Annotated in this window: 17 protein-coding genes; 5 read left to right on the forward strand and 12 right to left on the reverse strand. The window is 63.8% G+C overall.

Annotated features, from left to right (window positions below; all coding sequences use genetic code 11):
• Positions 1-8 precede the first annotated feature (8 nt).
• Positions 9-1,076 carry a PA0069 family radical SAM protein gene (locus tag D0Z70_RS10025; protein ID WP_119746072.1) on the forward strand — a complete coding sequence of 356 codons (1,068 nt, stop codon included), beginning with the start codon at positions 9-11 and terminating at the stop codon, positions 1,074-1,076.
• 3 nt (positions 1,077-1,079) lie between these two features.
• Here D0Z70_RS10025 and dnaE read toward each other — a convergent pair whose 3' ends face one another.
• The 3 genes from dnaE to D0Z70_RS10040 all read right to left on the reverse strand — a co-directional run bounded on the left by dnaE (position 1,080) and on the right by D0Z70_RS10040 (position 6,601).
• Complete coding sequence (dnaE, locus tag D0Z70_RS10030) at positions 1,080-4,613, reverse strand: DNA polymerase III subunit alpha (RefSeq protein ID WP_119745912.1); 3,534 nt, start codon at positions 4,611-4,613, stop codon at positions 1,080-1,082.
• Between the two features lie 73 nt (positions 4,614-4,686).
• On the reverse strand, positions 4,687-5,358 hold the full coding sequence (locus D0Z70_RS10035) for an ABC transporter ATP-binding protein (protein ID WP_119745914.1): 672 nt from the start codon (positions 5,356-5,358) through the stop codon (positions 4,687-4,689).
• Complete coding sequence (locus D0Z70_RS10040) at positions 5,351-6,601, reverse strand: lipoprotein-releasing ABC transporter permease subunit (RefSeq protein WP_119745916.1); 1,251 nt, start codon at positions 6,599-6,601, stop codon at positions 5,351-5,353. The genes D0Z70_RS10035 and D0Z70_RS10040 overlap by 8 nt, the downstream gene beginning before the upstream one ends.
• A gap of 522 nt (positions 6,602-7,123) precedes the next feature.
• Here D0Z70_RS10040 and D0Z70_RS10045 point away from each other — a divergent pair.
• Positions 7,124-7,597, forward strand: coding sequence for an Hsp20 family protein (locus D0Z70_RS10045; protein ID WP_182913916.1), 474 nt, complete (start codon positions 7,124-7,126; stop codon positions 7,595-7,597).
• A gap of 41 nt (positions 7,598-7,638) precedes the next feature.
• Here the strand turns inward: D0Z70_RS10045 and D0Z70_RS10050 are convergent, their stop codons facing one another.
• From D0Z70_RS10050 to ccmC, 8 genes are all read right to left on the reverse strand, one after another.
• On the reverse strand, positions 7,639-9,570 hold the full coding sequence (locus D0Z70_RS10050; RefSeq protein WP_119745918.1) for a potassium transporter Kup: 1,932 nt from the start codon (positions 9,568-9,570) through the stop codon (positions 7,639-7,641).
• Between the two features lie 131 nt (positions 9,571-9,701).
• The gene (locus D0Z70_RS10055) at positions 9,702-10,343 is read right to left on the reverse strand and encodes a tetratricopeptide repeat protein (RefSeq protein ID WP_119745920.1); all 642 of its coding nucleotides are present in this window, start codon (positions 10,341-10,343) and stop codon (positions 9,702-9,704) included.
• Positions 10,340-10,750, reverse strand: a complete 411-nt coding sequence (locus D0Z70_RS10060; RefSeq protein WP_119745922.1) for a cytochrome c-type biogenesis protein — start codon at positions 10,748-10,750, stop codon at positions 10,340-10,342. The genes D0Z70_RS10055 and D0Z70_RS10060 overlap by 4 nt, the downstream gene beginning before the upstream one ends.
• Entirely contained in the window at positions 10,747-11,274 is a 528-nt protein-coding gene (locus D0Z70_RS10065) for a redoxin family protein (protein ID WP_182913917.1), read from the reverse strand. Before D0Z70_RS10065 ends, D0Z70_RS10060 begins: the two co-directional genes overlap by 4 nt.
• On the reverse strand, positions 11,271-13,196 hold the full coding sequence (locus tag D0Z70_RS10070) for a heme lyase CcmF/NrfE family subunit (protein ID WP_119745926.1): 1,926 nt from the start codon (positions 13,194-13,196) through the stop codon (positions 11,271-11,273). Before D0Z70_RS10070 ends, D0Z70_RS10065 begins: the two co-directional genes overlap by 4 nt.
• A 232-nt stretch (positions 13,197-13,428) precedes the next feature.
• Complete coding sequence (gene ccmE / locus D0Z70_RS10075; RefSeq protein WP_119745928.1) at positions 13,429-13,875, reverse strand: cytochrome c maturation protein CcmE; 447 nt, start codon at positions 13,873-13,875, stop codon at positions 13,429-13,431.
• Positions 13,872-14,003 (reverse strand): hypothetical protein, encoded by a 132-nt coding sequence (locus D0Z70_RS25660; RefSeq protein ID WP_275402211.1) that lies wholly within the window; start codon positions 14,001-14,003, stop codon positions 13,872-13,874. The genes ccmE and D0Z70_RS25660 overlap by 4 nt, the downstream gene beginning before the upstream one ends.
• A 4-nt stretch (positions 14,004-14,007) precedes the next feature.
• On the reverse strand, positions 14,008-14,736 hold the full coding sequence (ccmC, locus tag D0Z70_RS10080) for a heme ABC transporter permease CcmC (protein ID WP_119745930.1): 729 nt from the start codon (positions 14,734-14,736) through the stop codon (positions 14,008-14,010).
• 234 nt (positions 14,737-14,970) lie between these two features.
• Here ccmC and chrA point away from each other — a divergent pair, with 234 nt between their 5' ends.
• The 3 genes from chrA (at position 14,971) to D0Z70_RS10100 (ending at position 18,637) form a co-directional block, all read left to right on the forward strand.
• Positions 14,971-16,167: a chromate efflux transporter gene (gene chrA / locus D0Z70_RS10090; protein ID WP_119745935.1), complete on the forward strand. Its 1,197-nt coding sequence runs from the start codon at positions 14,971-14,973 to the stop codon at positions 16,165-16,167.
• Positions 16,168-16,314: 147 nt separating this feature from the next.
• Positions 16,315-17,793 (forward strand): amidophosphoribosyltransferase, encoded by a 1,479-nt coding sequence (gene purF, locus D0Z70_RS10095; RefSeq protein WP_119745937.1) that lies wholly within the window; start codon positions 16,315-16,317, stop codon positions 17,791-17,793.
• 127 nt (positions 17,794-17,920) lie between these two features.
• Positions 17,921-18,637, forward strand: coding sequence for an SDR family NAD(P)-dependent oxidoreductase (locus D0Z70_RS10100; RefSeq protein WP_119745939.1), 717 nt, complete (start codon positions 17,921-17,923; stop codon positions 18,635-18,637).
• Between the two features lie 87 nt (positions 18,638-18,724).
• Here the strand turns inward: D0Z70_RS10100 and D0Z70_RS10105 are convergent, their stop codons facing one another.
• Positions 18,725-19,990 (reverse strand): SAM-dependent methyltransferase, encoded by a 1,266-nt coding sequence (locus tag D0Z70_RS10105; protein ID WP_119745941.1) that lies wholly within the window; start codon positions 19,988-19,990, stop codon positions 18,725-18,727.
• Positions 19,991-19,997 lie beyond the last annotated feature (7 nt).

Below are 19,997 nucleotides of genomic sequence, written 5' to 3' on the forward strand. Positions count from 1 at the left end.
ATCTCTATATGGGAATAGAGAAAGGAAGAGGCGCAACATTCAACACGCAAAGTGTGCGTTTTTCCCTGCCCCAGCGCGAAATCGACGGCGACTGGCTCGACGCTGTGGCCGATATTGACGGCCCGCTTCCCCGCCGCCGGACGCAGGTGACGATCGAACATCCCCGCACGATCATCGCCCGCAATGCTTCGCCCGACATCGGTTTCGACCAGTCGATCAATGCCTATCGCGGTTGTGAGCATGGCTGCATCTATTGCTACGCCCGCCCGTCCCACGCCTATCATGACCTGTCGCCGGGTCTGGATTTTGAAACGAAGCTGTTTGCCAAACCGGACGCGGCCAACCTGCTGCGCGCCGAATTGTCGAAGAAAAATTACGCCGTCATGCCCATAGCCCTGGGCACCAATACCGATCCTTACCAGCCGATCGAGAAGGATTGGGGGATTACGAGGGCGATATTGGAGCTGCTGGCGGAATGCCGCCACCCCGTGTTCATCACCACCAAGTCCGACCGCATCCTGCGCGACATGGATCTACTCGCTGCCATGGCGCGCGACAGGCTGGTGTCGGTCGCGATTTCGGTGACGACGCTGGACCCGGCGGTCGCCCGCACGCTGGAACCACGCGCACCCCATCCGCTGCGCCGGGTGGAGGCGATCCGGCGACTCGCTGACGCTGGCGTGCCGGTCTATGCCAGCCTCTCGCCGATCATCCCGGCCATCACCGATCATGAGATTGAGAGCATCGTCGCCCGCGTCGCCGCCGCCGGTGCGCGCGAAGTGACCTATATCCCCGTCCGCCTGCCCCATGAAGTCGCGCCGTTGTTCCGCGCCTGGCTCGACGCCCATTATCCCGATCGCTCGGCGCGGGTGATGGCGATCATCCGCGAGTTGCGCGGCGGGCGCGACAATGACCCCAATTTTGGCAGCCGGATGCGCGGACAAGGCGTGTGGGCGGACCTCATCCGCAGCCGTTTCATCAAGGCCCGCAAGCGCGCCGGACTGGGGGCCGAACGGCTGACCCTGCGCACCGACCTGTTCCGCCCGCCCGAAGGCGCGCAGATGCGGCTGTTATGATCGTCAGCCGACCAGTCGCATCCCGGCCCGGCGGTTGCGAATCTTGTATCCGTCCTGCGTCGCCTCCATCCGCTCGAACCGGTGGATCGTCAGGTTGGGAATTACCGACATGGCATCGACCTGATCCGCGCCCAGCAGGAAATCATCGCCCAGGAACAGCCGCACCGCCTGACCGTTCGCAGCGGGCGTGCGCAAAAACAATTCGCTCCGCCCGCCCCGGCTCTGCGCCATCAACGCGGCCAGTGCCTCGACCGCTGCCGGATCGGTCGCGTCCACCACCAGTTCCATGCGCGACGCGCTGGCAATCAGCTTGAATGGCTCGATCTTGCGCACGGTCACGCGCGGCGTTTCCTCGCCCGGCAGTCGGTCCAGCTCGACATAAAGCAGCGCACAATCGCCATCGCGCGCCAGTTCCTCGATCGCCTTGCAGGCATCCTCCTCAAAGCAACTGGCCTGAAACTGGCCGCTGCTGTCGGAGAATGTCGCATTGGCATAACGCGCCCCGCGCTTGGTCTCACGCCAACGGACATCCTCGACCATCGCCGCCATGACGCCAGTGGCGCGCGCCTCCCCGGTCAATGGCTCCGCGCAGATCGCGCCATAGCTTTTGGCGCCCCGCGCATCGGCCAGATGGCGATAGCGGTCGACGGGGTGAGCGGAGAAATAGAAGCCGAATGCCTCCTTCTCCTGCGCCATCCGATCGGCCACCGACCAGGCCTGATGCGGCGGGATGCGGACATCGGCATGGGGCGTCTCAACATCGCCAAACAGCCCGCCCTGCCCGCTTTCGCGCGCCTGCGCCGCGCTCGACGCAACGCTCAATATCGTCTCGGCCGCCGCATGGACGCCCGCCCGGTCGGCATGGATCGCATCGAATGCGCCAGACGCCGCCAGGCTCTCCAGCTGCCGCCGGTTGAGCAGGCGCGGTTCGATCCGGTCGGCAATATCGTCCAGGCTCTTGAACGGTCCACCAGCGTCACGTTCGGCGACCAGCTGGTCCATCGCCTTCTCGCCTACGCCTTTCAGGCCGCCGAGCGCATAGCGAACGGCATAGCCCAAACGTGGATCGTCGCCCTCATGCGCGATCGGTTCGACCGAAAAGTCCGCCTGACTGCGGTTGATGTCCGGCGGCAGGCAGGTCAGCCCCATGCGCCGCATATCGTCCACGAATATGGTCAGCTTGTCGGTCAGGTGGATATCGAAGGCCATCGACCCGGCGTAGAATTCCGCCGGATAATGGGCCTTCAACCACGCCGTCTGATAGGCGAGCAAGGCATAGGCCGCCGCGTGCGATTTGTTGAACCCATAGCCTGCGAACTTGTCAATCAAGTCGAACAGCTCATTCGCCTTGGCGGGCTTGATGTCGCTCGCCGCGCACCCCTCGACAAAGCGCGAACGCTGCGCGTCCATCTCCGCCTTCACCTTCTTGCCCATCGCCCGGCGCAACAGGTCGGCGTCGCCCAGGCTGTAGCCGGCCAATATCTGCGCGGCCTGCATCACCTGTTCCTGATAGACGAAGATGCCGTATGTCTCTTCAAGGATCGGTTTCAGCAAGATATGGGGATATTCAATCTCCTCCTGCCCATTTTTCCGCCGCCCGAACATCGGGATATTGTCCATCGGGCCGGGCCGGTAGAGCGAGACGAGCGCGATGATGTCGCCGAAATTGGTCGGCCGAACGGCGGCCAGCGTCTTGCGCATCCCTTCCGATTCCAGCTGGAACACGCCGACGGTGTCGCCGCGCTGGAGTAGATCATAGACGGCGCTATCGTCCCAACTGAGCGTATCCAGCTCGATCGTGACGCCGCGCGCCGCCAGCAGTTGCACGGCCTTCTGCAACACCGACAGCGTTTTCAGGCCCAGAAAGTCGAACTTCACAAGGCCTGCGCCCTCGACATATTTCATGTCGAATTGCGTCACCGGCATGTCGGATCGCGGATCGCGATAGAGCGGCACCAGCTGCTGCAACGGGCGGTCGCCGATCACCACGCCTGCGGCATGGGTGGAGCTGTGGCGCGGAAAGCCCTCCAGCTTCATCGCATAGTCGATCAGCCGTTTGACCTGCGCGTCATTGTCATATTCCGCGCGAAACTCCGCCACGCCGTTGAGCGACCGCTCCAGCGTCCAGGGGTCGGTCGGGTGGTTGGGGACCAGCTTGGCGAGGCGATCGACCTGGCCATAGCTCATCTGGAGAACACGGCCGGTGTCCTTGAGAACCGCGCGGGCTTTCAGCTTTCCGAAGGTGATGATCTGCGCGACATGGTCGGTGCCATATTTTTGCTGGACGTAGCGGATCACCTCACCGCGCCGCGTTTCGCAAAAGTCGATGTCGAAGTCGGGCATCGACACACGTTCCGGGTTCAGGAAGCGCTCGAACAGCAAGCCGAGTTGTAGCGGATCAAGATCGGTGATGAGCAGCGCCCAGGCGACGACCGACCCTGCACCGGAACCACGGCCCGGACCCACTGGAATATCATGATCCTTGGCCCATTTGATGAAGTCGGCAACGATCAGAAAGTAGCCGGGAAAGCCCATCTGGATGATGATGTCGGTCTCAAATTTGAGCCGGTCGAGATAGGGCTGGCGCGCTGCGTCATCGATGATGCCGAGCTTCGCCAGTCGCGCGTCGAGACCCGCACTGGCGAGATCGCGCAGCATTCGCGCTTCGCCCTCAATATCGCCGGCCAGGCTCGGCAGGATCGGCTTGCGCTTGGGGGCTGCAACGGCGCAGCGCTGGGCGACGACCAGCGTGTTGGCCAATGCTTCGGGCAAATCGTCGAACAGGCGCCGCATTTCCGCCGCCGGTTTCATCCAGGCGTCGGGCGAGCTGGTGCGCCGGTCGGGCATATCGACATAAGCGCTGTCGGCGATGCAGAGCATGACGTCATGCGCGGCGTGGAAATGCGGCTCGGTAAAGCAGGTCGGGTTGGTTGCGACCAGCGGCAGGTTGCGGGCATAGGCCAGTTCCAGTAATTCCGGCTCCGCCTTCCCCTCGACCGGATCGAGCCGACGGCAGATTTCGATATAGAGCCGGTCGGGGAACAGCGCTTCCAGCCGCGCCGCATAGGCCTGCGCCGCGTCGGGCTGGTCCTCCGCGAACAGCCGCGCCAGTGCGCCCTCCCCGCCTGCCGTCAGCGCGATCAGCCCGTCAGTGCGCCCTTCCAGCACATCCAGCCCGACATGAGGCACTTCTTCCAATGGCCGGTCGAGATGCGCCATCGACACCAAAGCGCACAGATTGTCATAGCCCGTCTCATCCTGCGCATAGAGCGCGAGCCAGTCATGGACCGGGGCGGCATTGGCCGGGCGGCCGGGGCGCAATATGCCCAGCATCGCGCCGATCAGCGGCTGGACGCCTTCGCTCTTGCAGGCGTCGGAGAAAGCCATCGAGCCGTAGAGGCCATTGCGGTCGGTGATCGCGGCGGCGGGGAAGCCCAGCGCCTTGGCTTGCTTGGCGATCTTCTTGGGATCGATCGCCCCTTCCAACATGGTGTAGGAGGAGAAAATGCGGAGCGGAACGAAAGCGGCGTGGGGCATAGGACATACTATCCAGAAGGCGTGGTTCGTGACCAGCCCTGCTGGAGAAAAGTCTGTGGGTAAGATTGGAGGGCTATTCCAAAACGCCCTCATGCAGCCGGACCACCCGGTCCATCTTGGCCGCGAGCCGTTCATTATGGGTCGCGACCAATGCCGCCGATCCTTCCTCTCGCACCAGCCGCAAAAATTCTGCCAGCACGACGTCGGCGGTGCGTTCGTCCAGATTGCCGGTCGGTTCGTCTGCCAGCACCAAAGCGGGCCGGTTGGCGAGCGCGCGGGCGACGGCGACGCGCTGCTGCTCGCCGCCCGACAACTGGCTGGGGCGGTGGTCGAGCCGATGGCCAAGGCCCAGCGAGGTCAGCAGCGATTCCGCGCGGGTGCGCGCGACCGCCATGTCGGTGTCGCGGATCACCTGCGGCAGGATGACATTTTCGGTCGCGTTGAAATCGGGCAGCAGATGGTGGAACTGATAGACGAAGCCCATGGCATCGCGGCGCAACCGGGTGCGACCGTCATTATCGAGCTTGGCCGCTTCCTCGCCATCAATGCGGATCGACCCGTCAAAGCCGCCTTCAAGCAGGCCGACCGCCTGGAGCAGCGTGGACTTGCCGGAACCCGATGGTCCCAGCAGCGCGACAATCTCGCCCTGGCCCACGGTCAGGTCGACACCGCGCAGGACGTGGATCGTCTCGCCGCCCTGGGTGAAGCTGCGGGTCAGGCCCGTGACCTTTAGAATATCATTCATAGCGAAGGACCTGCACAGGATCGGTATTGGCGGCCTTGAAGGCGGGATAGAGGGTGGCCAGGAAGCTGAACAGCAGCGCCATGATGCAGATGGTGGCGATCTCCACCGGATCGGCCTGCGAAGGCAATTCAGTCAGGAAACGGATCGAGGGGTCCCACAGATTCTGCCCCGTCACAAACTGGATCGCGTTGACGACATTCTGGCGGAAGAAGAGGAAGGTGAAGCCAAGGATCAGCCCCGCGACCATGCCCAGCGTGCCGATGGTGACGCCCACGGTCATGAAAATCCGCACGAGGCCCGCGCGGCTGGCCCCCATCGTCCGCAGGATCGCGATGTCGCGCGTCTTGGCGCGCACCAGCATGATGAGCGAGGAGAGGATATTGAACACCGCGACCAGCACGATGATCGACAGCACCACGAACATCGCGACCCGCTCGACGGCCAGCGCCTCGAACAGGGAAGCGTTCATCTGTCGCCAGTCGGTGATGACGGCGCGGCCTGCGACCTTGCCTGCAAGCGGCTCCAATATCTGACCGACCTTGTCCGCATCAACCGTCTCGACCTCAATCATGCCGACGACATCGCCGAGCAGGAGCAGCGTCTGGGCGTCCTCCATCGGCATGACGACGAACGCCTTGTCATAATCATAAATGCCGACCTCGAAAATGGCGGCGACCTGATAGGCGACCTGACGCGGCACCGTGCCAAAGGGGGTGGAGCGGCCTGCGGGATTGATGACGGTCAGGCTGTCACCCAACTGGATACCCATATTTTCCGCAAGGCGCGATCCGATGCCGATCTTGCCGCTATTGGCGGTCAGATTGTCCAGACTGCCCGCGATCACCTTGCCCTTGAGCGTCTTGTTGGTGCGGATGTCGGGCACGGTCATGCCGCGCACCAGCACGGCTTCGGCCCGGCCGTTGAAGGTGGCGAGCAAGGGTTGTTCGATCATCGGCGTCGCGCTGGTAACGCCCGGCGTCGCTTTGGCCTCGGCCAGAACCGACTTCCAGTCGGGCAGGCGACCGCCATAGCCCTGAACCACGGCATGGCCGTTGAGGCCGACAATCTTGTCGAACAGTTCGGCGCGAAAGCCGTTCATGACGCTCATGACGATGATGAGCGCGGCGACACCCAGCATGACGGCGGCCAGGCTGATCCCGGCGACGAGGAAGATGAAACCCTCCCCCTTGCCCGGCAACAGGTAGCGTTTGGCGATCATGCGTTCGTAGCGGGATAGAATCATGTGGCGCGGGCGGCCTTTGTGAAGGGACAGGCTGATCGTCTAGGCATAGCGTCCCTGAACGGCAAGCATTGCCAGATTGTTGCATCGTGGCCACAGGCATCGGCGCAAAATCACACGCACCCGATTTTGCCCGTGACTCCGCCCCGCAGCGGTCATAGCAAGACACTCGAAGCACAGGTAAAAGGCCGTGGTTCAGGGATACTGCATCCCGCTTCGAGCTTAGGGGGCTGAGAAGCGGTTGAGGCAGGCCAAGGGGGAGACGAGCAATCGTCCATTAAGCGCCCGGATCGTGAAAGCACGGTCCGGGCGCTTTTTTGTCTGCATTTTCTATCGCGCCCTGACGATAGGACAAACTGTCCACCCCCTTGTCCCTCCATGCCGAGTTGGACACGCATGAAATCCTCTTGAAACCCGAAAAGCCCGAACCATATCAATCTCGTCCGGCCGCCATATGGGGCTGGACGCAGTATTGCCGGACGCCGGTTTCGGGTTCGGCAGGTTCATTTTGCTCTTTGGGAGATTATGACGATGCGTAACTTTGACCTGACCCCCTATCGCCGCTCGACCGTTGGGTTCGATCGCCTGTTCGACCTCATTGAAAACAACGCGCGCTTGAGCCAGGGCGACAATTATCCGCCCTTCAACATCGAACGGCTCTCGGAAGATCGCTATCGCGTGACGCTGGCTGTAGCGGGCTTCCGTCCTGACGAGATCGACATCACGGCCCAGCAGAATCTGCTCCAGGTGATCGGTCGCAAGGATGAAGGGTCGCCAGCCGACCGGTCCAAATATCTGCATGTCGGCATCGCCAACCGCAGCTTCGAGCGGCGGTTTGAGCTGGCCGATTTCGTGCGGGTGGAAAAGGCGGACCTTGCCGATGGGCTGCTGGTGATCGACCTGCTGCGCGAAGTGCCGGAAGCGATGAAGCCCAAGAAGATCGCCATCAACGGCGGTCAGCTTGTGGAGATCACCGCCAAGGATCGCGACGCGGCCTGATAGACAAATCGGGGCGCAGCCTGCCAAAGGCTGCGCCCTTTTTATATCTCGACCTGGCTGCCCAGTTCGACCACGCGGTTGGTGGGCAAGCGGAAAAATTCCATCGCGCTTTCCGCGTTGCGCAACATCCAGGCGAAGATTTTTTCCCGCCATAGCGGCATACCCGGCTTGGCCGATGGCAGCAGCGTCTGGCGCGCCAGGAAGAAGCTGGTGTCCATCATCTTGAACGCCTGACCGCAGCCAGCGACATTTTTGAGCGCAGCAGGGACGTCCGGCTCCTGCATGAAGCCGAATTGCAGCACCATGCGGAAAAAGCCGCGGCCCAGATCCTCCAGCTTGCAGCGCCCGTCATCCTCGACCACCGGGACGTCCCTGATCTTGACGGTCAGCAGGATCACCCGTTCGTGCAGCACCTTGTTATGTTTCAGGTTGTGGAGCAGCGCATGGGGAACGCCGTCGGGCGTTGACGTCATGAACACCGCCGTGCCGGGAACACGCACCGCGCTGTTGGCGGCGGAGGCGACGAATACCGGGATCGGCATGGCCGCTTCGCGCAGACGATCCTGCACCAGACGGCGACCACGCGACCAGGTGGTCAGCAGGGTGAAGATGACGAAGCCGATCAGCAGCGGGAACCAGCCGCCATCTGGCACCTTGGTGAGGTTCGCGGCGAGATAGGCGCCGTCGACCAGATAGAAGATCCCCAGCACCGGTGCGGCATAATACCATTTCCATTTCCACAGACGGTAGAGAACCACCGTCAGCAGCACATTGTCGATGAACATGGCGCCTGTGACCGCGATGCCATAGGCGGCGGTCAGGTTGGACGATGTCCTGAAGGTCAGCACCAGCAGAATGACCATGACCATCAGCCCCCAATTGATCAGGGGAATGTAGATCTGGCCCGCCGTTGCGGCGCTGGTATGGGCGATGCGCAGGCGGGGCATGAAGCCCAGCTGGATTGCCTGTTGCGTGACCGAGAAGGCGCCGGAGATGACCGCCTGCGATGCGATGATCGCGGCCATGGTGGCCAGCACGATCAGCGGCAATTGCCCCCATTGCGGCGCGAGATTGTAGAAGGGGCTGTGCAGCGCAGCGGCGCCCTCGCGGAACAGCAAAGCGCCCTGCCCCATATAGTTGAGCATCAGCGCGGGCAGGACGAAGGCCAGCCAGGAGACGCGGATCGGGTTGCGACCGAAATGCCCCATATCGGCATAGAGCGCCTCCGCCCCGGTGACCGCCAGCACGACCGAACCCAGCGCCAGAAAGGCGGGCAAGGGATCGGTAACGAAGAACATCACCGCCCAATAGGGGTTGAAGGCGAAGAGGATGCCCGGCGTCTTGACGATGGAGAGGATGCCAAGGCCCGCGATCGTAACGAAATAGAGCAGCATGATCGGGCCGAACAGGGTCGCGACCTTGTTCGTGCCCAGCCCCTGTATCCAGAACAGGCCGAGCAGAATGACGATGACCACAGGCAGGATCGCGGGCGCAAGGGCGGGGTTATAGACCGCAAGCCCCTCCACCGCCGACAGCACCGACACCGCCGGGGTAATCATCGAGTCGCCGTAGAAAAGCGCGGTGGCGAACACGCCCAGCAGGACGATGCCGCGCGACCAGCGCTGCGTCTTGGTCTGGCCGTTGATCAGCGCGAGCAGGGCGAGGCTGCCGCCTTCGCCCTTATTATCGGCGCGCATGATGATGCTGACATATTTCAGCGTCACGACCAGCATCATCGACCAGAACATCAGGCTGATGACGCCCAATATATGGTCGGGGTCCAGCGTGAGCGGGTGATGCCCGGCGAAGGTTTCGCGGAAGGCGTAGAGCGGGCTGGTGCCGATGTCGCCAAACACGATGCCGATCGCGCCGACGACCAGTTTAATCGTCGCCTTTTGCCGCGAATGGCCATGGCCCCCATCATGATCGTCCGTGGGGGACGATGGTGCGGTGTTGGGAAGGAGATCAGCCACGAAGGAAAAGCCGAATTATCATGCTCTGTTCGACACCCGTTGAAAGGCGATCACGGAACATTCCGCCACCCCCGCAAGCCGCCGCGCCCTATCACGGCTCCCATGGCCACGCAATGCGGCCTTATGGCTGATCATGGACGGGTAGGACCGCCTGCCGCCAGCAGCGAATCGATACGCGCGATATTGGCTTCCAGTTCCATCCTGATCGCACTGCCCGGCGGCGTAACGACGGCAAGGGGTGCCCAAAGGTCACGCGCGGCCTGTAACTGACCGTTGCGGGCAAGGGCGAGGCCGTAAAAATAGCGGGGCGCGGGTCCATCGGGATCGAGCGTAAGTGCGCGGCGATAGGCAAAGTCCGCTCCGGGCGACACCACACCATCGGCATGGGAGACCAGCGCATTGCCAAGGCCCAGCCAGAGATTGGCGTCATTGGGCGTCTGGCGAAGGCCGGCCAGCAGGATATTGGCCGACTCCTTGGTCTTGCCCTGCCGCCCCAGCCCATCGGACATGACCAGCCATTGCCCGGCGGGGCCGTAGCGTTCGGCAAGGCCGCGCCGTTGTTCGGCCAGCTTCTCGTCGAAAGGTTCTTCGACCTGCTTGATGGAACGCGGCGCGCCAGCCAGGCCCGGATTGCCCTGCCAGGCATAGCCCGCAAGGCCGAGCAACAGCGCGGCGGCACTGATTTCGCGCGCCGATCGCGGGATGCGGCCGATGAGCAGCATGGCGAGGAAGGCCAGGGCAGCCAGGCCAAAGGCAAGGAACCAGCCGGTCATGATGATCGCGCCTTTCGCTTGATTCGGCCACGCAGCAGCAGGACGCCCAGCCCCAGCAGCACGAGCGGCGCGGCCCAGAGAGGCCAGAGGATCGGCGCGGCAGTCGGTTCGTAGCTGACCCAGTCGCCATAGCGGGCGATCAGCCAGGCGCGGATCGCTTCGGGCTGTTCGCCTGCCATGATCCGTTCGCGGATTTGCGAGCGCATGTCGCCGGCCATGCTGGCATTGCTGTCGGCGATCGACTGGCTCTGGCAGGTCAGGCAACGGATGGTTTCCATCAGTGCCTTGGCCTTGCGCTCCAGTGCCGGGTCGGCGAGCTGCTGGTCGGCATAGGGCGCGGGCGGGAGCGCGGTCTGGGCGGCCAGCGGGGTTGCGATCAGCGCGAAGAGGAGAAGGATCAGCTTCATTGCGCGGCCCTCAGCCGATCGAGGATCATCGGGACATCATCGGCGCGGATTTCGCCGATATGCTGATAGGCGATGCGGCCTTCGCCATCGATGACGAAGGTTTCGGGGACACCCGAAGAGCCGAGCGCGATCTGCACTTCGCTGCGGGCGTCGAGGCCGATGCGGGCATAGGGATTGCCGTTGCGTTTCAGGAAGGCATCGACATCGGGCCGGGCGTCGCGGATGGCGATGGCGTCGATCTGCGCGCCGGCGGCCTTGAGCGCGTCGAGCTGGGGCGCTTCGGCGGCGCAGGGGACGCACCAGCTGGCGAAGATATTGAGCAGGCGCGGCTGGCCAGTGGCAAGCTGGCTGCTGGCAAGCGGTGGGCGGTCGCTGGCGGCGGCGGGCAGGGTGAAGGCCGGGAGCGGCTGGCCGACAAGGCGCGAGTGAATGATGCGGTCGTCAGGCTGGAACAAGCCGCTCGCGAACAGAGCGATGAAACCCAGGAACAGGGCAAGCGGGAGCCAGATAAGCAACGTCCTCATGCCGCCGCCCTCGCCCGCCATTTCATCAGCCAGCCGCGCCGTTCGCGACCCAGCAGGGCCAGCGCGCCGCCCAGCGCGATCATGATACCGCCGAGCCAGATGAGCGTGACAAAGGGCTTCCACCAGATGCGCAGCTGCCAGCGGCCACCCTCCACTTCCTCACCCAGCACGACGTAGAGCTGGCCATCCCAGCGGGTCAGCAAAGCGGCTTCGCTGGTCGAGGTGGGGGGCGAGGCGAAGAAGCGGGACTGGGGGTGGATGGTGACGGGCGCGCCGTTGCGGCGGACTTCCATGTCGGCTTGCAGCGCGGTCCAGTTGTCGCCCGCAATGGGCTGAATCTGGAGGAAGCGAAGCTGCCAGCCTGCGGTCTGGATCGTGTCGCCGGGTCTGGCGGCCACCAATTTTTCGACGGTGAAGGCGGAGTCGCTGGCCATGCCGCCCAGACTGACGGCGCAGCCCAGATGGGCGATAACCATACCATAGGTGAAGAGCGGGGTGCGGCGCAGGTTGCGTTTCCACAGGGGCGCGAGGCTGGCGACACCCACCGATCCGGCGATGACGAGGCCGAGGAATGGGAGGATGCCGATGCGGCCCCAGGCCAAAGCCGACACTAAGCTGGACAATAGTAAAGCGATTCCGAGCGGGATTAACAAACGTTTGGTAACCGCCCTTGTCTGGTCCTTGCGCCAGCGGACCAGCGGGCCTGCGGCCATGGCGATCATCAGTGCCAGCGCGATCGGTCCGGCGATCCGATCGAAATAGGGCGCACCGACCGAGACTTTGTGACCGAAGGCTTCGGTCATCAGCGGATAGAGAGTACCGATCAGGACGAGGCCCAAAATGACAGTGAGCAGCAGGTTGTTGATCACCAGCATCGTCTCACGGCTGACCAGTTCGAAGGGCGCGCCTTCGCGGACGGCACCGATGCGCCAGCCGAACAGGGCCAGCGCGCCGCCGATATAGAGGGCGAGCAGACCGAGGATGAAGCTGCCCCGTGTCGGATCGACAGCGAAGGCGTGGACGCTCGTCAGGATGCCGGAGCGGACGAGGAAGGTGCCGACCATCGACATGGAGAAAGCGACCACGGCCAGCATGACCGTCCAGGCGCGCAGCGCGTCGCGGGTGGCCAGCACGGTCACGCTGTGGAGCAAGGCGGTCGCGGCCAGCCAGGGCATCAGCGAGGCATTTTCGACCGGATCCCAGAACCACCAGCCGCCCCAGCCCAGCTCATAATAGGCCCAGTAGCTGCCTGCGGTGATGCCGAGCGTCAGCAAAACCCAAGCCCCCAGTACCCATGGCCGCATCGCGCGGGCAAAGGATGCGTCCACCTGCCGCGTCAGCAGCGCGCCGATGGCGAAGGAGAAGGCGACGGACAAGCCGACATAGCCCAAATAGAGGGTGGGCGGATGGAAGGCCAGGCCGGGGTCTTGCAGCAGGGGATTAAGCCCCTGCCCGTCCGCTGGTGCGGGGTCGATGCGGGCGAAGGGGTTGGAGGAGAAGAGCAGGAAGGCGTAGAAGCCCAGGCTGATCGCGGCCTGCCCGCCCAATGTTGCCATATGGGTGTCGCGGCGCAGGGCGCGCTCGAACAGGGCGACGGCGGCGCCTGCTACGCCCATGACTGTGACCCAGAGCAGCATCGAGCCTTCATGATTGCCCCACGTCCCGGCGAATTTGTAGAGCCAGGGCTTGGCCGAATGGCTGTTGGTCGCGACCAGCAGCACCGACATGTCGGAGCGCATGAAGAGGGTGATGAGCAGGGCAAAAGCGATCGCGGTCAGGACGCCCTGCGCCACGGCGGCGGGGCGGACGGCGGCGAGCAGGTCGGGCTTGTTGCCCTTGAGGCCGACGAAGGCGAGGACAAGCTGGAGCAGCGCGAGGGACGCGGCAAGCCAGAGCGCGGCGAGGCCGGTTTCAGCGATCATGTGGTGCTTTCCCGGTTCACTTCACTGGCATGACTACCCTTCCTCATCGCCCATACGTAACGGTTGGGAGATGCATCCCCGCCTTCGCGGGGATGACGGTAAGGGGATGATCCGCAAAGTTCGTCATCCTGACGAAAGTCAGGATCCATTGCCGCAAGGTTGCGCACGCTCACCAAGGGAGAGCGAATGGATGCTGAAACAAGTTCAGCATGACGAAGCGGGGTGCTTTGCCTCACTGATCCACCTGCAATTGCCGGGTGGTTTCATTGTAGCTCATGCCTTCCAGTTCGCGGGGCATGTAGCGTTCGTCATGCTTGGCGAGCAGGTTGGTGGCGATGAAGGTGCCTTTGGCGTCGAACGATCCTTCGGCGACGACGCCGCTGCCTTCCTTGAACAGGTCGGGCGCGATGCCGCTGAAGGTGGCGGGGACGGTGGCTTTGCCGTCGGTGACGTCGAAGAACATGGTGACGCCATCGGCCGCGCGTTTCAGGCTGCCCTTGACCACCATGCCGCCGAGGCGGATCGCCTTGCCCGGTTCCACGCCCTTGGCCTTGACGTCGCCGGGCGCGTAGAAATAGGCGGCTTCGTCCTTGAGCGCGGAGGCGGCGAGCAGGCCCGCGCCGATCAGCGCAGCCAGCGCGACGAGCGCCAGGATCAACCTTTGATGCTTGGCTTTCATGGACGGTTCGCCAATGTTTCGGCCTGAGCCTCAGCGCGGTGCATGGCGCGCCAGCTGATCAGGCTGACCGCCGCTGTTCCCAGCAAGGTCACCGCATAGGCGGCGATGACGAAGGTCCATTGGTGCATGGGGCTATCCTCTTGCGAGACGCTGCATCCGCGCCTCGACCTTATTTTGTGCCAATATCGCCCGCATCCGCATCAGCACGATCGCACCGAACCAGAGGGAAAAGCCGAGCAGCGTCAGGCCCAGCGGCCAGAGCAGGGCCATGTCGATGCTGGAGCCGCGCAAGGTGATGGACGGTCCCTGATGCAGACTGTTCCACCAGACGACCGATCGGTTGATGATCGGGATGTTGATCGCGCCGACCAGGCCGAAAATGGCGGTGACGTTGCTGACGCCGCCCTGCCCTGCACCCTGACGCGCGCTGGCGTTGGCCAGGGCGATATAGCCCAAATAGAGAAAGAGCAGCACGAGCATGGAGGTCATGCGCCCGTCCCATTCCCACCATGTCCCCCAAGTCGGACGGCCCCAGATCGATCCGGTGGCGAGGCAGATGGCGGTGAACAATGCGCCCGGCGCTGCGATGGCGCGGCCCGCGACGGCGGCGAGCGGGTGCCGCCAGACAAGCTGCATCAGCGCCGAGACAGCGATGCCGGTCCAGCCCGCCATCCCCAGCCAGGCGGCGGGGACATGGATATAGAGGATGCGCACCGTCTGCCCCTGAAGATAGTCGGCGGGCGTCACGAAAAGACCGCAGGTGCAGCCCGCCAGCAGCAGGACGAGACCGGACCAGAACAGCCAGCCGGTGAGCGGCCGGGCGATCTTAAGGAAGCGGGCGGGATTGGCGAAACGATGCATCAGGGCTGCGTCTTTAGCCGCGCGGGCGCGGCATGGCCAGTAGGGCATTTTGCCGATGGACGGGCCGATGGATGGGGAAGTAAGATTGGATGTGGCCGGTGCCGGGACGATATTGACATCGCCTGCTGCCTTCGTCGATAGCCTGGTTTATCGGGCCAACACGGACGCCCGGTCAGACGGGGTCCCGTCCAAGTCCGTTCCCTTCGCCGTGCCTGCGGCGTCAGGAGCGCTTTGATGACCGACCCGATGGATACCACCCGACCGCCGCCGATCAGCCTGATCGGATTGTTCCTGAAATTCCTGCGTTTCGGCGCGCTCGCCTTTGGCGGGCCGGTGGCGCAGATTGCGATGGTGCGCCAGGCGCTGGTCGAGGAGGAACGCTGGATCGCGCCTGCGCGCTTCAACCGGTTGCTGGCAGTGTTGCAGGTGTTGCCTGGACCCGAAGCGCACGAACTGTGCGTCCATTTGGGGATGATGGCGCGCGGACGCATCGGCGGATTGCTCGCAGGGCTGGGATTCATGCTGCCGGGGCTGGCGCTGATGATGATTGCGGGCTGGCTCTATGTCGGCTGGATCGCGGGGCATGTTGGGCTGACCGGTGTGCTGCTTGGCGTGCAGATCGTCGTGCTGGCGGTAATTGCGCGGGCGGTGGTGCGGATCGGCCAGCATATTATCGAGGACAGTCTGCTGGCCGGCATAGCCGTGGTGGCGCTGATCGCGACGCTGATGGCGGTGCCATTCTGGATCATCCTGCTGGCCGGAGGACTGGCCTATGCGGCGGCGGAGCGGCCCTTCGTGGCTGTTCTGGTTCTGCTGGCGCCGATATTGGGCGCGATGATCGTGCAGTATTTCGTGGGAACGACGGGTGCGGCGGGACCGATCGTCACGCACGCGCCCGCAACGCTGGCGATGCTGTTCATTGCCGGGCTGAAGGGCGGACTGCTGACCTTTGGTGGGGCTTACACGGCGATCCCCTATGTGCGGGCCGACACGGTCGGGCGCGGGTGGATCAGCGATTCGGCGTTTCTGGACGGGATTGCATTGGCAGGGGTGCTGCCTGCGCCGTTGGTGATCTTTGCGACCTTTGTGGGCTATGTGGCGGGCGGACCGCTGGGTGCGCTGGCCGTGACGGCGGGCATGTTCCTGCCTGCTTTCGCCTTCTCGATACTCTTTTTCGAGCGGCTGGAGGCGGTCGTCGCCAATCCGACCTTGCATCGGCTGCTGACCGGCGTGGCGGCGGCGGTGGTGGGAATCATTGCGGCGACCTTTGCACAGCTGGCGATGGCGACAGCCGCGCGCGTGGATAATCTACTGATCGCAGCGGCGTTGTTCGCCCTCGCCCTTGTCGTCGCCTGGCGGGTCAAGGGCGCGTGGGTCACGCCCGCCATATTGGCTGGCGGCGCGGCGGCTGGCTGGCTGATTTCGCTCTGACGGTAAAGCCCTGTCAGGCCGTTTCGCCCCACCGGGATCGGTAAAGGAACGGCCTGGCACGCTTTTTTGTTACAGGAGGGCGACAAACGGGACGAGAGTGACTATATGCGCGCCAAAGCCCGGCCCCTGCGGTCGGACAGATCGGCTATGGACCCGCTCACACCCATGATCACGACCAACCCTTTCGACGACGACAAGTTGCGCGAAGAATGCGGCATTTTTGGCGTTTCCGGCGCTGACACAGCCTCTGCCATCGTTGCGCTAGGCCTTCATGCCCTCCAGCATCGGGGGCAGGAAGCTGCCGGCATCACCAGCTGGGACGGGCATGATTTCCATACCCACCGGGCGATGGGCCATGTCGCGGGCAATTTCGACAGGGACGAGGTGATTCGCGGCCTGCCGGGCGGTTCCGCCTGCGGCCATGTGCGTTATTCGACCACGGGCGAGACTTCGCTGCGCAACGTCCAGCCGCTCTATGCGGAACTCAATTCCGGCGGATTCGCCGTTGCCCATAATGGCAATATCTCCAACGCGATGAAGGTGCGGCGGGAGCTGATTCGGCGCGGGTCGATCTTCCAGTCGACGTCTGACACCGAAGTGATCATCCATCTGGTTGCAACGTCCAGCTATCGTACCCTGCTCGACAAGTTCATCGATGCGTTGAAGCAGGTTGAGGGTGCCTATTCGCTGATCGTCATGACGCCCGAAGGCATGATCGCCTGCCGCGATCCGCTGGGCATCCGACCGCTGGTGATGGGGAAGCTGGGCGATACCATCATGTTCGCGTCGGAAACGGTCGCGTTCGATGTGGTGGGGGCGGACTATATCCGTTCGATCGATCCGGGCGAACTGGTGATCGTGACCAATGCAGGCGAAATCCGGTCGCATCGTCCTTTTGGCGACGTGCATCCGCGCCCCTGCATTTTTGAGCATGTCTATTTCAGCCGTCCCGATTCGATCGTCGACGGGTCCAGCGTCTATTCGGTCCGCAAGGCGATCGGCGCGCAGCTGGCGATCGAAAATCCGGTCGAGGCGGATTATGTCATTCCGGTGCCTGACAGCGGCGTGCCTGCCGCGATCGGCTATGCCCAGCAATCGGGCATTCCGTTCGAGCTGGGCATCATCCGGTCCCACTATATCGGCCGCACCTTCATCCAGCCGGGCGACAAGGTCCGCCATCTGGGCGTGAAGCTGAAGCATAATGCCAATCGCGCGCTGATCCAGGGCAAGAAGATCGTGCTGATCGACGATTCGATCGTGCGCGGGACGACGAGCCTCAAGATCGTGCAGATGATGCGCGAGGCGGGCGCAGCCGAGGTGCATATGCGGATCGCGTCGCCGCCGACCAAGCATAGCTGCTTCTATGGCGTCGACACGCCCGAACGCACCAAATTGCTGGCGCACAAGCTGGACGTGGGCGGGATGCAGGATTTCATCCATGCCGACAGCCTGTCCTTCATCTCGATCGACGGCCTGTACAAGGCGCTGGGCGAAGTCAAGCGCGCCGACGGGCGGCCGCAATATTGCGATGCCTGCTTCACCGGCGACTATCCCACCACGCTGACCGACCAGGATGATGTGGTGGTCACCGACCAGCTGGAATTGCTGGCGGAACGGGTCGCCTGAACCCTTCATTCCTGCCTCACCGTTCGTCCTGAGTAGCCACTGAGTGAAGTCGAAGTGGCGTATCGAAGGATGCTTCGATACGGGGCTTCGGCAGGCTCAGCCCCTACTCAGCACGAACGGATATATAATGGCCACTTCTCCCCTTCCTCTTTCCGGCAAACTCGCGCTTGTCACCGGGGCCAGCCGTGGCATTGGCGCGGCGACGGCGCAGGCGCTGGCGGCGGCGGGGGCGCATGTCGTGCTGACCGGGCGGACCACCGGCGGGCTGGAAGAGGTGGAGGACGCGATCCACAAGGCGGGCGGCCATGCGACGATCGCGCCGCTGGACCTGATCGACGGGGAAAGCATCGGGAGGCTGGCGCAGGCTATTGCCGGGCGCTGGGATGCGCTCGATATATTGGTGCTGAACGCGGCGACGCTGGGCGCGCTGGCGGCGGTGCCCGCGATCGACGCCAAGGAATTTGCGCGGTTGCTGACGCTGAACATCGCCGCGCCGCAAGCTTTGATCGCGGCGTTCGACGGGATGCTGCGCAAGAGCAAGGATGCGCGGGTGGTGGCGCTTACGTCATCGGTCGTGACCCCGCGTGCTTATTGGGGTGCCTATGGCGCGTCCAAGGCGGCACTGGAGACGCTGGTCGGAGCCTATGGCGAGGAGATGAAGAATATCTCCGCCATCCGCACCCATATCGTCGATCCGGGCGCGACCCGCACGGCGATGCGCGCGCGCGCCTTTCCGGGCGAAGATCCCGCGACGCTCAAGGGACCGGACGTTGTGGCTGACGCGATCGTCGATCTGGTCGTGGCGGATACGCCAACCGGGCATCGGATGCGGGTCGAGGGCTGAGGGATAGCGACTATGTGTTCCCGCGCAGGCGGGAACCCAGTTGAACGGCGGGACTGGGTTCCCGCCTTCGCGGAAACACGCAGCGCTTTAACTGGGTTTGACCAGCGTGACCTGCGCCACGTCGATCCCGCCTCCGCGAAAACCACCTTCGCAATAGATGAGATAAAAGCGCCATAAGGCCACGAAATGCTGGTCGAAACTGGCAGGTAACCAACCTTCGTCAATGGCACGGTCGAAACGTTCGCGCCAGCGGCGCAGGGTTTCGGCATAGTCGATGCCGAAGCGGTGGACGTCCTGCCAGACCAGTCCCTGCTGCTCCGCCAATGCGCGAAATCGGCTTTCCGACAGCAGCATCCCGCCGGGGAAGATATAGGTCTGGATGAAGTCTGCGCCGCGCGCATAGCCGTCGAAGATTGCGTCATCGATCAGGATATACTGGATCGCGGCGTGACCGCCCGGTTTGAGCAGGCGGTGGATGGCGGCGCAATAGTCGGGCCAGTAGCGCTGGCCGACCGCTTCGACCATTTCGACGCTGGCGATGGCGTCATATTGCCCCTGCGCGTCGCGATAGTCCGTCAGGCAGATATCCGCACCCGATCCCAGCCGGTCGCGGGCATAATCGGCCTGCTCGGTGGACAAAGTGAGGCCGGTGTAGGCGATCGCGTGGCGTTCCATCGCCTGTTCGGCCAGACCGCCCCAGCCGCAGCCGATTTCCAGCAGCGACGCGCCGTCGGTCAGGTCCAGCCGGTCGAGGATCGCGTCAACCTTGCGCCGTTGCGCCTGTTCCAGACTTTCGATCCGGCTATAAGGATCAAGGAACAAGGCACTGGAATAATGCATATTCTGGTCGAGCCAGAGGCGGTAGAAATCATTGCCCAGATCATAGTGGAAGGCGATGTTGTGGCGTGATCCCCGGCGGCTGTTGCGGCGCGCCCAATGGGCCAGGCGTCCAGCCCAGCGGGCGGGGCCGCGTGGGCGAGCGGCTTTGCCCAGCGCGACCGCGTTCGCCATGAACAGGGCGAAGAGCGGCACAGGGTCGGGACTGGTCCATTCGCCCGCCGCCCAGGCGCGATACCAGCCGGACGAGCCACCGGTCGCCAGCCGCAGCAGCGCGCGCCAATGGAGCAGATGCACCTCGCACTCCGGTCCCGGCACGCGACCGCCCAGCAGTCGCCGGGTGCCGTCCGGCAGGGTGACGTCGAGCGCACCCTGCTCCAATCCCCGGTCGATGCGGTCGAGCAACCGGTGGAATTGTGGGCCGATGATGCGGGCGAACGCGCTGACGGCCCCCGATCGCGGCGGACGCCGCACGGACAGGGGGCGCTTGCCGCGCCGGGGATCGACTGCATTCATGACGTCA

The organism is Sphingobium terrigena, assembly GCF_003591655.1.
Classification (GTDB): Bacteria; Pseudomonadota; Alphaproteobacteria; order Sphingomonadales; family Sphingomonadaceae; genus Sphingobium; species Sphingobium terrigena.